Origin of the sequence: Stenotrophomonas sp. SrG, assembly GCF_050031795.1 — a bacterium.
Classification (GTDB): domain Bacteria; phylum Pseudomonadota; class Gammaproteobacteria; order Xanthomonadales; family Xanthomonadaceae; genus Stenotrophomonas; species Stenotrophomonas rhizophila_A.
Genome location: NZ_JBNBBE010000002.1, coordinates 197,686 through 210,458 on the forward strand (window position 1 = coordinate 197,686; position 12,773 = coordinate 210,458).

Below are 12,773 nucleotides of genomic sequence, written 5' to 3' on the forward strand. Positions count from 1 at the left end.
AACAGGGGTCTTTCATGCAGACAGAGTCGTCGCGCGTCACCACCGGTGTACAGGGCCTGGATACCATCCTCAGTGGCGGCTTGCCGCAGGGGCGCCTCTACCTGTTGGAAGGCCCGCCCGGCTCGGGCAAGACCACGCTCTCCCTGCAGTTCCTGCTGCAGGGCCTGAAACAGGGCGAACGCTGCCTGTACGTGACCCTCTCGGAAACGGCGGAGGAGCTGCGCGAGGTGGCCAGTGCGCATGGCTGGTCGCTGGACGGCCTGCACCTGTTCGAGCTCGGCTCGGCCGAAGATGCGCTGGGCAATGGCCGGCTGCAGTCGGTCCTGCATTCGTGGGAAGTCGAGCTGGATGAAACGGTAAAGCTGGTCCTCGGCGAAGTGGATCGAATCCGGCCCAACCGGGTGGTGTTCGATTCGCTGTCCGAGCTGCGCCTGCTGGCCCAGGACTCGCTGCGCTACCGCCGCCAGATCCTGGCCCTGAAGCAGTTCTTTGCGCCCAAGAGCGCCACCGTGCTCCTGGTGGACGACCTGACCTCGGGCGCCGATGATCGCGACGGGCAGCTGCACAGCCTCTGCCACGGCGTGATTTCGCTGGAACGGCTGACCTTGGACTTTGGCGCAGCGAGGCGCCGGATGCAGGTGCAGAAGCTGCGCGGCGTGGATTTCGTGGCCGGCTACCATGACATTGCCATCCGCACCGGCGGGCTGGAAGTGTTTCCGCGGCTGATTGCTTCGCACCACCATGACGACTTCGGCGGGGAGACCCTCGGCAGCGGCGTGGCGGAAATCGACAACCTGCTCGGCGGCGGCCCGTTGCGCGGCACCAGCACCCTGTTGACCGGTCCGGCCGGCAGCGGCAAGACCAACGTGGCGCTGCAGTATGTGTGGGCCGCCTGCGAGCGCGGCGAGAGGTGCTGCATCTTCGAATTCGACGAGCGGGTGGGCACGTTGCTGGCCCGCGCCAAGGCGCTGGATATCGACCTGGGGTCGCACCTGGCCTCGGGCTTGTTGGAGATAGTGCAGATCGACCCGGCCGAGATCTCGCCCGGTGAGTTTTCTTGGAACGTGCGCAAGGCCGTGGAGCAGCGCGGCTGCAGCGTGCTGGTGATCGACAGCCTCAACGGCTACGTGGCCGCCATGCCGCAGGAAAAGCAGCTGATGCTGCAGCTGCATGAAATGCTGTCCTACCTCAACCAGAAGGGCGTGGCCACGTTCCTGATCAACCCGCAGCACGGCCTGGTGGGTACGATGTCCACCGGCAACCTCAACGTGTCCTACATCGCCGATGCGGTGATCCTGTTCCGCTTCTTCGAAGCACAGGGGCGCATCCGCAAGGCAATCTCGGTGATCAAGAACCGCGGCGGCGCCCACGAAGACACCATCCGCGAGCTCAAGATCAACGGCAAGGGCCTGGCACTCAGTGCGCCGCTGAACGAATTCAAGGGCATCCTCACCGGCACGCCGGAGTTCGTGGGCGATACGGCATCCCTGCTGGCCCATCCCTATGCAGGATGACCCCGGGCGCGGCGGCGTTGTCCATATCGTCGCCCCGTTCGGCCGCGATGCGGCCAGCATTGCGTCGGTGCTGGATGGCGCAGGGCTGGCCACCCGGCCGGCCGATACCCTGGACGACCTGGCCGCTGCGCTCGATGACCAGGCCGGCGTGGTGCTGATCACCGAAGAAGCCATCGCCCGTGGTACCGATTGCCTGCTGCAACGCCTCTCCGCCCAGCCTGCCTGGTCGGACCTGCCCGTCATCCTGCTGCGCTCCCCGCGTGCGCACCGTCGTTCGCCGTTCGATAGCCTGCTTCCGCGCACGGTCAACGTGGTGGAACTGGATCGGCCGCTGGGCGGCATGTCGCTGCTCAGCGCCGTGCAGGGCGCGCTGCGTGCGCGCGAGAAGCAGTTCCTGGTGCGCGACCAGATGCGTGCGCTGGCCGACAGCCGCAGTGCGCTGGAGCGCAGCGCGAAAGCGGCACTGGAAGCCAGCCGCCAGCATGCACTGGAGCTGGAAACGGTAGTCGCCGAGCGTACCCGTGAGCTCGAAGCACAGATGGCCGCGCGTGAAGCGAGCGAAGCGGCGCTGCGGCAGTCGCAGAAGATGGAGGCGATCGGCCAGCTGACCGGCGGCATCGCGCATGACTTCAACAACATGCTGACCGGCATCCTGTCGGCGCTGGATATCGTGCGGATGCGGTTGGAGCTGGGGCGCACGGATGATCTGGAGCGCTTCCTGGATGCGGCCACCACCTCCAGCCAGCGCGCCGCCGCCTTGACCCAGCGCCTGCTGGCATTCTCGCGCCGGCAGTCGCTGGACGCGCGGCCGGTCGAACTCAACGCACTGGTCGGCGCGATGCAGCACCTGCTGCGCAGCACGCTGGGCGAGAGTGTTCGTATCCGTACCGAAGAAGCGCCGGCACCGCTGCACGCGGCGCTGGACACCAACCAGTTCGAAAGCGCGCTGTTGAACCTGGCCATCAACGCACGCGATGCGATGCCCAACGGCGGTGAGCTGGCGCTGCGTACCTTCCCGCTGCGGCTGGCCGATGGCGAGCGCGCCAGCGTGCCCGCAGGCGATTACGCCGTAGTGGCGGTTTCCGATACCGGCACCGGCATGCCGCCGGAAGTGGTGGAGCGCGCCTTCGAGCCGTTCTTCACCACCAAGCCGATCGGCAAGGGCACCGGCCTGGGCATGTCCATGGTGTATGGCTTCATGCAGCAGTCCGGCGGCCATATCGCCATCGATTCAACGCCAGGGCAGGGCACCACGATCTCGTTGTTCATTCCGCAGGTGGAAGCCGACGCCGAGCCGGAGCCGGCCGCAGACGCGGCACCGGTGGCACTGGGTGCGGGACAGTCGATCCTGGTGGTCGAAGACGATCCGCAGGTACGGATGCTGGTGACGGTGGTGCTGGAAGACCTGGGTTACACGGTGGAGGTGGTGGGCGATGCCGACGGCGCGCTGCCGGTGCTGGCGTCAACGCGGCGGCTGGACCTGCTGGTCACCGACGTCGGCCTGCCGGGTATGAACGGCCGCCAGCTGGCCGAGATCGCCCGCCAGTCGCGGAGCGAGCTGCCGGTGCTGTTCATGACCGGCTATGCCGAGAAGGCACAGGAGCGCTCGGCCTTCCTCGAGCCCGGCATGAGCATGATCGCCAAACCGTTCCTGCTCGAGGCCTTCAGCGACGCGGTGCGCAGCGCGCTGGCCGATGCCGTCAGCGACGCCAGCGCCTGAGACCCTGACCAACGGCACCCTGACCACCGTCACGCGTCGGCAGGGTCCATGGTGACCCACACTGTCTGCATCGATGGATTGAGGGTAGTGGCATGCAACGCAGGTTATGGATCGCAACGCTGTTGGTTTCCGCCTTTCCATCGCTGGCCGCCGCGCCGGTCGATCTGGCGACGCTCGACCGGGAAATGACCGGCCCGCGCACCCAGGTGCTGGTGCTGGGCAGTGTGCACCTGAGCGAGGTGGAAGGCGGCATCCAGCCCGGTGCCCTCGGTCCCCTGCTGGACAAGTTGGCCGTCTACAAGCCGGACATCATCACCGTGGAAGCCATCAGCGGTGAGCAGTGCGATCTTGCCGAGCGCCATGCCAGCGTCTATGGAACGGACTACTGCGCCAGCACCGACGTGGCGCGCACGGCCACCGGCCTGCAGATCCCGGCCGCGATTGAGAAGATCAACGCCGCCCTCGACACGTGGCCGAAGGCACCCACGCCAGCCCAGCGCCGCCAGTTGGCCGCATGGATGCTGGCCGCCAACGAACGGGCCTCGGCCTACACCCAATGGCTGCAGCTGCCACCGGCGGAGCGCCGCGCTGGCGATGGATTGGATGCCGCGCTGGTTGCCCTGCTGAACACCATCGGCACCCGCCAGAACGAGAGCTACCTGATCGCCGCGCAGCTGGCCGCGCGACTGGGCCTGCCGCGCGTGTACGCCATCGACGACCACACCGGCGACAACATCCAGGTCAAGGATCCCAAGGCGTTCGGCACCTCGCTGGAACAGGCGTGGAACGCTGGCAAGGTAGAGCTGGACAAGAACACCGCCATCGAGGACAGGCTGGCGAAAGCGCGCGACCTGCTGCCGCTGTACCGCTTCATCAATGCGCCCGAACGGCTCAATGTACTGACCGATGTCAACGTCGGCGCCACCCTGCGTGCAACATCAGCCGAGCATTACCCGCAGATATGGGTCAGCGGCTGGGAGATCCGCAACCTGCGCATGGTGGCCAACATCCAGCAGACGTTCCGCGAACGCCCGGGCGTGCGCGTGCTGTCGGTGGTCGGTGCCTCGCACAAGCCGTGGTTCGACCAGTGGCTGGGCCAGATGCAGGGAGTGGACATCGTGGATGCGGAGCAGGTGCTCCGGTAACAGGCTCAGCGCCCGGCCAGCGACGATTCCCGCAGCACCAGCTTCACCGGAATGGTCTGGCTTTCCACCGGCTCGCCCTGGATCAGCGCGAGCAGGCGTTCCACCAGCAGCTGGCCGGCCTGCTTGGTGTCCTGCTGCACAGTGGACAGGGTGGGTGATACCGACGCTGCCAGCGGAATATCGTCGAACCCGGCCAGCGCCACATCCTGCGGAATACGCAGGCCATGCTCACGCAATGCCCGCATCGCGCCGATGGCGATCAGGTCGCTGGCCGCGAACACCGCATCGATGGCCTGTCCATCGGCCAGCAGCGCCTGGCAGGCGTCGTAGCCGGAAAGCTCGGTCGTGATCGCATCGAACTGCAATGCCGTGTCCACCGGCACGCCGCGTTCGGTCATCGCGGCCACATAGCCGCGGTAACGTTCCTCGAACTCGGGGTAGTGGCTGGACGCATGGCCAACAAAGGCGATGCGCCGGCAGCCCTGGTCAAGCAGGTGGGTGGTGATGTCGAAGCCGCCCTGGAAGTTATCGCAGCCGATCGACACCCCGGGTTGGTCCGGCAGGGCTGCACCCCAGCGCACGAAATGGGTGCCTTGTTCCACCAGCCGCTGCAGCCGCTCGCGTGACTCGTGGTAGTCACCATAGCCGAGCAGGATGATGCCATCAGCCTTGTTGCTGTCTTCGTAATCGGCCTGCCAGTCGGTGGACAGCTGCTGGAACGACACCAGCAGGTCGTAGCCGCGCAGCGCGCAGGCGCGGGTGATCGAGCCCAGCATGGCGTGGAAGAACGGGTTGATCAGGGAATCGTCGTTGGTGGGATCCTCGAAGAACAGCAGCGCCAGCGTGCCGGCATTGCGAAGGCGCAGGCTGGAGGCGTTCTTGTCCACCTTGTAGTTCAGCTCCCGGGCGATCTTAAGGATCCGCTCGCGGGTTTCCTGGTTCACCATCGGGCTGCCACGCAGCGCCCGCGACACCGTGGGCTGGGAAACCCCGGCCAGGTGGGCGATATCCAGGGAAGTGGCTTTGCCGCGGATGGTCATGAAGGGCAGGGCTGGGACGACGGAAGCCATGATGCCACGGGACGTGGGACCGTGGTTTTACCCCCGGTTTTCGGCCAGCATGTTGCAGAACAGCGCACCCTGTTCAATCGCATCATCCAGCGCCACGTGGGTATGCGGCAGCCGGTCGAACCAGCGCTTGGGCATGCTCCGCTTGGTGACGCTGCGGTAGTCCTTCTTCAGCATCGCCATGGCAAAGGTCTTGATATCCAGCGCTGAATGCGAAAACGGGCTCTCCCCGGCAAACCGCATCAGGTACCAGTACACGAACAGGAAGTCGTACCCGGCCGGATACCCCACGAACACCGGCTTGCCCGGCAACGCCTTCAGCCACGCGACGTAGCGGTGCATCGCCGCCTCCGGCGCCTCGCAATCGCGCCGGCAGGCCGCCCACGCCACCGGTTGAGTCGCCCACCACGCCATGGTCTCGGGATGGCCCTGCGCCTCCGGGAGGGTGTCCATATTGGCCGAAAAGGTCGTGAGCAGGGTCTTGTCGGCCAGATATGCCGCCGACCCGAAGCTCAGCATGGAATGCGGCCCGGGAATGGGGCCATCGGCCTCCACATCGGTACTGACGTAGATTTCCTGCCTGTTGGCGCGCGGTGGGGTTCGTGGTAATTGGTTCATCGGTGCTCACGGACGAACAAGGGAGATGGCATGAATCTGCCGATCAGGGTAACGCTGCTGGTGGTCGCATTGGGGTGCAGCGCCGATGCAGTCGCCGGCGCCCGCCTGCAGGCCGAGATCCTCCCGGTGAGCGGTGGGCGCGGAGCGTCGATCGAACTGAAACTTGTCAATGTGGGTGACCGGGCTTCAGTGGTGTGGGGTCCCTCTCTTCCGCAGCCGAATGCGCGCGGAATGCTGTTGGACGATTTCTTCGTGGTGACGCTGCCGGATGGAGCTGAAGCCGAGTACGTCGGAATCCTCATGGACAGGTTGCCAGCCGTCCCAACTCTTCTCCCCCTGCCTGCTGGTGGCACGTTCAGCGTGGAAGTCGCGCTGGACAAGAGCTATCGCCTCGCGCCAGGAGCGGGCTACAGGGTCGCCTTGCGTCTCCCCGTCGGCTATCGCAGCGATGAAGCGCCGGACGGCGCGTGGACACCTGTTTCTCCCGTCCCTCTGCTGATCGTGATGCCTGAAGGGAATCCAGGCACGCGGTAAGCCCGGGGACCGGCTGGACCCCCCTCCGAGGTTGCCTCAGCCGGCGGCGCAACTGGGTGCAGGCCCAATCCTGACAAGGGTTTGGCAGGAATCCGACCTCCAGCGGGGGCGATCCTGACAGGGGCGGAGCGAGCAGGGATGGTAGAATGCGCCGTTCTGCAATCCTACCCAGATCACACGCAGGGCAGCCCCCGTATCGGCACCGAACAGAGTGTGATATCTGTCGGGCCTGCCCTCGGACAACGGAAGAGCAAACCCTATGGCGCGCGGCATCAATAAAGTCATCCTGGTCGGCAACCTCGGCAACGACCCGGACGTGAAGTACACCCAAGGCGGCATGGCGATCACCCGCATCAGCCTGGCCACCACCAGCGTCCGCAAGGACAAGGATGGCAACCAGCAGGAGCGCACCGAATGGCACCGCGTGGTGTTCTTCGGCAAGCTTGGCGAAATTGCCGGCGAATACCTGCGCAAGGGCAGCTCGGTCTACGTTGAAGGCAGCCTTCGCTACGACAAGTACACCGGCCAGGATGGCGTGGAGAAGTACTCCACCGACATCATCGCCGACGAAATGCAGATGCTGGGCGGCCGCGGTGAAGGCGGCGGCGGTGGCGGCGGCGGCGGTGGTGGTGGTGGTGGCAATTACGGCGGCGGCGAGCGTCCGCAGCGCCAGCAGGCCCCGCGCCAGGAATACGGCGGTGGTGGTGGCGGCGGTCAGCGCGGTGGTGGCGGTGGTGGCTACGGCCAGCAGCAGCGCCCGCAGCAGCAGCCGCAGCAGTCGGCTCCGCCGATGGACGACTTCGCGGACGACGACATTCCGTTCTAAGCGCAGGTTGTTTCCTGCACGACCAAAAGGCCCGCCGATAGCGGGCCTTTTGCTTTCCCTGCCACTACGTAGTGACACGCCACGCGTGTCATGCGTCCCCTAAATGTCATGCATCCGCCAGCCGACACCAGCGGCGGGCAGCATGATTGACAAGGTTCCAAGATGGGACTAGGAGTAGGTACTCACGCAGAGTACGACAAGATCGACGCCGCCAAGGTGGACCAATCCTGATGAACATTCGACCTCTCCATTCCGAGCACGACTATCACGAGGCCAAGCAGAAGCTTGCCGCCTGGTTCGATGCCCTGCCTGAGCCGGGTACCGAGCAAGGTGATCTGTTTGAAGTCCTGCTGATACTGGTCGCCAACTACGAAAGCACCCATTTCCGCCTCGAGGCCCCCGATCCGATTGAGGCCATCAAGTTCCGCATGGCTCGGGAAGGGCTGGATGTTTTGATCGGTCACTGAATGCATGAGTTATCACTGGGGCTTCGTGCATTTCGGGCCGGAAGTGATTACGTTCTTTCAGGAGCGATGGGCGCGGTCGTGCAACCGACGAATGCCTGTTTGTTGAAACTGTTCGTCTCCGAACAACGCTCTATCGAGTAGTGCGAATCCTGCTTGAAAATGCGTATTGTCGTAATGTAATCATTGAAGAAACACCGTCTGTTGAACTCGATCAGCTCGGTGCCCTTGCGCCCACCGGGAGGTGTGATGTCGGTGATGACCACCCGTCCATCAGCGCCGCATTCTCCGGTTGCCTGCGGTGGCAACACCACGACCGAAACGCTTGGCCCACCCTCGCATCGGAAGGTCTGCCCGCCTGTTCGCGCGCGCTGATAGCCGTCTTTGTCCGGTCCCGGTGCGGACGTGGAGAAATCGACTGTCGCTGCGATGACGGTCATGCCCCCTTCGCTCCCGCACTTGTAGGCGGCACTTACCGGTGAGCTCGTATCCCCAGCTTCCGAAGCGTCAGCACAAACGAACATTGTCAGAAGAGCCAGCGCCAGTGTGTAGGTTCTGATGGTCATGCGCTTACTTTCCCGTAGGTGATCGACGTGGGCGGGTCCGCTTTCTTCTGGTAACAGATGGCGAGGATGACCTTGGAAAACTTGCCGGCGATCAGCCAGCTTCAGGCGCACAGCGCTGAACCCATCATTCCCGCCGTGTCTGCTGTATCGCCTGATTTTTTTGCACGGTCCTCATCCCGGTAGGACTCGACCGGCTCCAAACCCCCATCTCAGCGGAAGGGTAAATGAGCAACGTGCGGTATTTGACGTTGTGCCGTGCAGCATTAATTTTCGTGCAGTGCGTCTTGCAAAAAAACGAACTACTCCTCTATGGTGCAATCGATTGCATTGCGGTGAATAGTTGCGTTTGATACCGGTTGGGAGGCCGGAAAGCGGATGCCCGACCATTCGATTGGATCGATCCAAGGCGCGCGCCTTACTCGGCGCGATGCGCTGCGCATTGCGGTCGCCGGAAGCGTTGGCCTGGCAACCGTAACCGTGACGCCCGCGATGGCCGCCACCGCGCCGCTCAAGGGCAACCTGAAGCATTCGGTCGCCCGCTGGACCTTCCCCCAGTTGTCGGTGGCCCAGCTCTGCCAGACGGTAAAGGGCATCGGGTTCGCCGCCATCGACCTGGTGGGGCCGGAGGACTGGCCCACGCTGAAGTCCCATGGGGTGTACAGCTCGATGTGCAACGGCGCGGAGCTGGGCCTGACCAAGGGCTTTGCCGGCCGCGAGTTCCACGACCAATTGGTGGAACGCTACACCCGGCACATCGACCTGGTCGCCGATGCCGGCTATCGCAATCTCATCTGTTTTTCCGGCAACCGCAACGGCATGGACCCGCAGGAGGGAATGGCCAATGCCGAAGCCGGACTCAAGCGCATCCTCGGGCATGCCGAGAAGCGCGGCGTGGTGCTGGTGATGGAGCTGCTGAACTCCCGGGTCGATCACCCGGACTACCTGTGCGATCACTCCGCATGGGGCGTCGAACTGTGCCAACGGCTCGGCTCGGATCACTTCGGCCTGCTGTACGACATCTACCACATGCAGATCATGGAGGGCGACATCATCGCCACCATCGGCCGGCATCACGCGCATTTCAAGCATTACCACACCGCGGGCGTGCCGGGCCGGCACGAGATCGGAGACCAGCAGGAGCTCCAGTATCCCGCCATCTGTCGCGCGATCCGCGACACCGGTTTCGATGGGTATCTGGCGCAGGAGTTCATGCCTGCGGCACCCGATCCCATCGGTTCGCTGCGCGAGGCGATCCGCCTCTGCGACGTCTGAAATTGATATCCACCCAGGTGAAGTAGAACCCATGGCAGACAATCATTACGACGCAATCGTCGTCGGCTCCGGCATCAGTGGCGGTTGGGCGGCGAAGGAACTGACCGAGAAAGGCCTCAAGGTCCTCATGCTGGAACGCGGGCGCAACATCGAGCACGTGAAGGACTACGTTAATGCGATGAAGGAACCGTGGGACTTCCCGCACCGCAACCGGCCAACCCAGGCGATGAAGGCTGCGTTTCCGGTACTGATGCGCGACTACGCGCTGGCCGAGAACCTTGAAGGAATGTGGGCCGACGAACAGGACTCGCCCTACATCGAGACCAAGCGCTTCGACTGGTTCCGTGGGTATCACGTCGGCGGACGCTCGTTGATGTGGGGGCGGCAGAGCTATCGTTTGTCGGACCTGGATTTCCAGGCAAACCTGAAGGATGGCATCGCCACCGATTGGCCGATCCGTTACGCCGACATCGCGCCCTGGTACGACCACGTGGAGAAGTTCGCCGGCATCGCCGGTACGCGCGAAGGGCTGGACGTATTGCCGGACGGCGAATTCCTGCCGCCGGTCCCGCTGAACATCGTCGAGAAGGACGTGGCCGCGCGAATCAAGCAGGCCTTCGGTGGCACCCGGCACATGATCCATTCGCGCACCGCCAACATCACCCAGCCCAAGCCCGAGCAGGGCCGCGTCAACTGCCAGTACCGCAACAAGTGCATCCTGGGCTGTCCGTTCGGCGCCTACTTCTCGACCCAGTCGGCAACGCTGCCTGCGGCCATGAAGACCGGCAACCTCACCCTGCGACCGTTCTCGATCGTCAAGGAAGTGCTCTACGACAAGGACCGCAAGCGCGCACGCGGCGTGGAGGTGATCGATGCCGAGACCGGGCAGACCTACACGTACACAGCCAAGGTGATCTTCCTCAACGCCTCCTCCTTCAACTCGACCTGGCTGCTGATGAACTCGGCCACCGACGTGTGGGAAGGCGGGCTGGGCTCGTCGTCCGGCGAGCTGGGCCACAACGTGATGGACCATCATTTCGGCGCCGGTGCCTCCGGCCGGGTCGAAGGGTACGATGACAAGTACTACTTCGGCCGGCGCCCCTGTGGCTTCTACATTCCGCGTTTCCGCAACGTGGGCGGCGACAGGCGCGGCTACACGCGCGGGTTCGGCTACCAGGGCGGCGCCAGCCGCAACGGCTGGTCGCGCGAGATCGCCGAACTCAACATCGGCGCCGACCTGAAGGAGGCGCTGACCGTGCCGGGCGACTGGCGCATCGGCATGACCGGCTTCGGCGAAATGCTGCCGCACCACGACAACACGATCCGCCTCGACCCTGACCGCAAGGACAAGTGGGGGCTGCCGGTGTTGGCGATGGACGTTTCCATGCGCGCGAACGAGAAGGCCATGCGCAAGGACATGGCCGCCGATGCCGCCGAGATGCTGGAGGCCGCCGGGGTCAAGGACGTGGAGATGCACGACAACGACTACGCGCCGGGCAAGGGCATCCACGAAATGGGCACCGCACGCATGGGCCGTGACCGGAAGAACTCCGTGCTGAACCAGCACAACCAGGTCTGGGATGCGCCCAACGTGTACGTGACCGACGGTGCCTGCATGACCTCCAGCGCCTGCGTGAATCCCTCGCTGACCTACATGGCCCTGACCGCACGCGCGGCCGACCATGCGGTGCGTGAGCTGAAAGCGGGGAACCTGTAATGGAACGTCGCGACCTGTTGAAGATGATCGTCGCCGCCACGGGCGCAGCCCTGGTCGGCCTGCCCGCGCTCGCCAGTGGCCAGGCGCCGGTGGCGGGGGCGAAGACCGCCTTCTCCGCCGCCGATATCGCCACGCTGGACGAGATCGCAGAAACCATCCTGCCGCGCACGAAGACGCCGGGGGCCAAGGACGCCGGCGCGGGTGCGTTCATGGCGCGGTTCGTCACCGACTGCTACACCGCCCAGCAGCAGGCGGCATTCCATGCCGGCCTGGCCGACATCGACAAACGTGCAGGTGGACGCTTCGTGGCGCTCGCACCGCAGGCCCGCACCGAGTTGCTGCGCACGCTGGATGCGCAGGCCCGGAAACGCGCCACCGAGGTGAGCGAGACCGGTACCGCCGAAGGCGGTGAAGCGACGCCGCACTACTTCACGATGATTAAGCAGCTGGCCATCTTCGGTTTCTTCACCTCGAAGGTGGGGGCAACCGAAACGCTGCAGTACGTCGCCGTGCCGGGTCGCTACGACGGCGACCTGGCCTATGTCCCCGGTACCCCCGCGTGGGGCACCAGCTGATGAGGAACCCGATGAGCAAGCCCCTGCTGATGGCCGTCTGCGTGCTGGCTGCAACGCCTGCATTCGCGCAGGCCGATGACCCCGCGCGCGATCCGACCAGGACCGAGGTGTGGAAGCCGGTGCCCGCGACCGTGGCCACCCCCATGAACGCCGCGCCGTCCGATGCGATCGTGCTGTTCAACGGCAAGGATGTCTCCGCGTGGGAGTCGGAGACGGGCGGACCCGTGCCCTGGAGCGTTGCCAACGGCGCGCTGACCGTGGTGCCGGGCAGCAAGGGCATTCGCACCAGACAGGATTTCTGCGACATCCAGCTGCACGTCGAGTGGCGCGCGCCCACTGCGACCAAAGGCTTCGACGGCCAGCATCGCGGCAACAGCGGCGTCTTTCTGCAGGAACTGTATGAGCTGCAGGTGCTCGACAGTTACAACAACCCCACCTATGCAAACGGCCAGGCCGGCTCGCTCTACAAGCAGGCCATGCCGCTGGTGAACGCCTCGCGCAAGCCGGGCGAATGGCAGGCCTACGACATCATCTGGAAGGCGCCGCGCTTCTCGCCGGGCGGTGGACTCACGTCACCGGCGCGCATCACCGTGCTGCACAACGGCGTGCTGGTACAGGACGACACCGTGCTGTCGGGCAAGACCGAGTACATCGGCGCGCCCTCGTATGCACCGCATGGATGCGCGCCGCTGTACCTGCAGGAGCACGATTCCAAGGTCAGCTACCGCAACATCTGGGTGCGGAAGCTGTAGTGG

General features: G+C 64.8%; 13 protein-coding genes. 10 read left to right on the forward strand and 3 right to left on the reverse strand.

Annotated elements, in window-relative coordinates; genetic code table 11:
• The first annotated feature begins 14 nt into the window (after nt 1–14).
• The 3 genes from ACQG3P_RS02880 to ACQG3P_RS02890 all read left to right on the forward strand — a co-directional run bounded on the left by ACQG3P_RS02880 (nt 15) and on the right by ACQG3P_RS02890 (nt 4,379).
• Entirely contained in the window at nt 15–1,514 is a 1,500-nt protein-coding gene (locus ACQG3P_RS02880) for an ATPase domain-containing protein (RefSeq protein ID WP_095364655.1), read from the forward strand.
• Complete coding sequence (locus tag ACQG3P_RS02885) at nt 1,504–3,234, forward strand: ATP-binding protein (protein ID WP_210131737.1); 1,731 nt, start codon at nt 1,504–1,506, stop codon at nt 3,232–3,234. The genes ACQG3P_RS02880 and ACQG3P_RS02885 overlap by 11 nt, the downstream gene beginning before the upstream one ends.
• A gap of 92 nt (nt 3,235–3,326) precedes the next feature.
• Complete coding sequence (locus ACQG3P_RS02890) at nt 3,327–4,379, forward strand: DUF5694 domain-containing protein (protein WP_426804138.1); 1,053 nt, start codon at nt 3,327–3,329, stop codon at nt 4,377–4,379.
• A gap of 5 nt (nt 4,380–4,384) precedes the next feature.
• Here ACQG3P_RS02890 and ACQG3P_RS02895 read toward each other — a convergent pair whose 3' ends face one another.
• Together ACQG3P_RS02895 and ACQG3P_RS02900 are read right to left on the reverse strand one after the other, a co-directional pair.
• The gene (locus tag ACQG3P_RS02895; RefSeq protein WP_426804238.1) at nt 4,385–5,419 is read right to left on the reverse strand and encodes a LacI family DNA-binding transcriptional regulator; all 1,035 of its coding nucleotides are present in this window, start codon (nt 5,417–5,419) and stop codon (nt 4,385–4,387) included.
• A 57-nt stretch (nt 5,420–5,476) separates the two neighbouring features.
• On the reverse strand, nt 5,477–5,965 hold the full coding sequence (locus ACQG3P_RS02900; RefSeq protein ID WP_426804139.1) for a hypothetical protein: 489 nt from the start codon (nt 5,963–5,965) through the stop codon (nt 5,477–5,479).
• A 129-nt stretch (nt 5,966–6,094) separates the two neighbouring features.
• On the opposite strand from ACQG3P_RS02900, the gene ACQG3P_RS02905 reads away from it, so the two are divergent.
• From ACQG3P_RS02905 to ACQG3P_RS02915, 3 genes are all read left to right on the forward strand, one after another.
• The gene (locus ACQG3P_RS02905; RefSeq protein WP_426804140.1) at nt 6,095–6,598 is read left to right on the forward strand and encodes a hypothetical protein; all 504 of its coding nucleotides are present in this window, start codon (nt 6,095–6,097) and stop codon (nt 6,596–6,598) included.
• Between the two features lie 259 nt (nt 6,599–6,857).
• Nucleotides 6,858–7,424 carry a single-stranded DNA-binding protein gene (locus tag ACQG3P_RS02910; RefSeq protein ID WP_426804141.1) on the forward strand — a complete coding sequence of 189 codons (567 nt, stop codon included), beginning with the start codon at nt 6,858–6,860 and terminating at the stop codon, nt 7,422–7,424.
• A 230-nt stretch (nt 7,425–7,654) separates the two neighbouring features.
• Nucleotides 7,655–7,891, forward strand: a complete 237-nt coding sequence (locus ACQG3P_RS02915) for a helix-turn-helix domain-containing protein (protein ID WP_426804142.1) — start codon at nt 7,655–7,657, stop codon at nt 7,889–7,891.
• A 47-nt stretch (nt 7,892–7,938) separates the two neighbouring features.
• Here ACQG3P_RS02915 and ACQG3P_RS02920 read toward each other — a convergent pair whose 3' ends face one another.
• On the reverse strand, nt 7,939–8,454 hold the full coding sequence (locus ACQG3P_RS02920; protein ID WP_426804143.1) for a hypothetical protein: 516 nt from the start codon (nt 8,452–8,454) through the stop codon (nt 7,939–7,941).
• A 375-nt stretch (nt 8,455–8,829) separates the two neighbouring features.
• Between ACQG3P_RS02920 and ACQG3P_RS02925 the strand changes: the two genes are divergently transcribed.
• From ACQG3P_RS02925 to ACQG3P_RS02940, 4 genes are read left to right on the forward strand one after another with little or no spacing between them, the layout of a single operon-like run.
• Complete coding sequence (locus ACQG3P_RS02925) at nt 8,830–9,726, forward strand: hydroxypyruvate isomerase family protein (RefSeq protein ID WP_426804144.1); 897 nt, start codon at nt 8,830–8,832, stop codon at nt 9,724–9,726.
• A 31-nt stretch (nt 9,727–9,757) separates the two neighbouring features.
• Nucleotides 9,758–11,443 carry a GMC oxidoreductase gene (locus ACQG3P_RS02930; protein ID WP_210131721.1) on the forward strand — a complete coding sequence of 562 codons (1,686 nt, stop codon included), beginning with the start codon at nt 9,758–9,760 and terminating at the stop codon, nt 11,441–11,443.
• Nucleotides 11,443–12,018: a gluconate 2-dehydrogenase subunit 3 family protein gene (locus ACQG3P_RS02935; protein ID WP_307107304.1), complete on the forward strand. Its 576-nt coding sequence runs from the start codon at nt 11,443–11,445 to the stop codon at nt 12,016–12,018. The genes ACQG3P_RS02930 and ACQG3P_RS02935 overlap by 1 nt, the downstream gene beginning before the upstream one ends.
• A gap of 11 nt (nt 12,019–12,029) precedes the next feature.
• Nucleotides 12,030–12,770, forward strand: a complete 741-nt coding sequence (locus ACQG3P_RS02940; protein ID WP_426804145.1) for a 3-keto-disaccharide hydrolase — start codon at nt 12,030–12,032, stop codon at nt 12,768–12,770.
• Nucleotides 12,771–12,773 lie beyond the last annotated feature (3 nt).

Excerpts from the sequence above, each read along its gene's own strand:
- ACQG3P_RS02880 (WP_095364655.1), top strand. The coding sequence starts at position 15 with ATGCAGACAGAGTCGTCGCGCGTCACCACCGGTGTACAGGGCCTGGAT.
- ACQG3P_RS02885 (WP_210131737.1), top strand. The coding sequence starts at position 1,504 with ATGCAGGATGACCCCGGGCGCGGCGGCGTTGTCCATATCGTCGCCCCG.
- ACQG3P_RS02890 (WP_426804138.1), top strand. The coding sequence starts at position 3,327 with ATGCAACGCAGGTTATGGATCGCAACGCTGTTGGTTTCCGCCTTTCCA.
- ACQG3P_RS02895 (WP_426804238.1), bottom strand. The coding sequence starts at position 5,419 with ATGACCATCCGCGGCAAAGCCACTTCCCTGGATATCGCCCACCTGGCC.
- ACQG3P_RS02900 (WP_426804139.1), bottom strand. The coding sequence starts at position 5,965 with ATGCTGAGCTTCGGGTCGGCGGCATATCTGGCCGACAAGACCCTGCTC.
- ACQG3P_RS02905 (WP_426804140.1), top strand. The coding sequence starts at position 6,095 with ATGAATCTGCCGATCAGGGTAACGCTGCTGGTGGTCGCATTGGGGTGC.
- ACQG3P_RS02910 (WP_426804141.1), top strand. The coding sequence starts at position 6,858 with ATGGCGCGCGGCATCAATAAAGTCATCCTGGTCGGCAACCTCGGCAAC.
- ACQG3P_RS02915 (WP_426804142.1), top strand. The coding sequence starts at position 7,655 with ATGAACATTCGACCTCTCCATTCCGAGCACGACTATCACGAGGCCAAG.
- ACQG3P_RS02920 (WP_426804143.1), bottom strand. The coding sequence starts at position 8,454 with ATGACCATCAGAACCTACACACTGGCGCTGGCTCTTCTGACAATGTTC.
- ACQG3P_RS02925 (WP_426804144.1), top strand. The coding sequence starts at position 8,830 with ATGCCCGACCATTCGATTGGATCGATCCAAGGCGCGCGCCTTACTCGG.
- ACQG3P_RS02930 (WP_210131721.1), top strand. The coding sequence starts at position 9,758 with ATGGCAGACAATCATTACGACGCAATCGTCGTCGGCTCCGGCATCAGT.
- ACQG3P_RS02935 (WP_307107304.1), top strand. The coding sequence starts at position 11,443 with ATGGAACGTCGCGACCTGTTGAAGATGATCGTCGCCGCCACGGGCGCA.
- ACQG3P_RS02940 (WP_426804145.1), top strand. The coding sequence starts at position 12,030 with ATGAGCAAGCCCCTGCTGATGGCCGTCTGCGTGCTGGCTGCAACGCCT.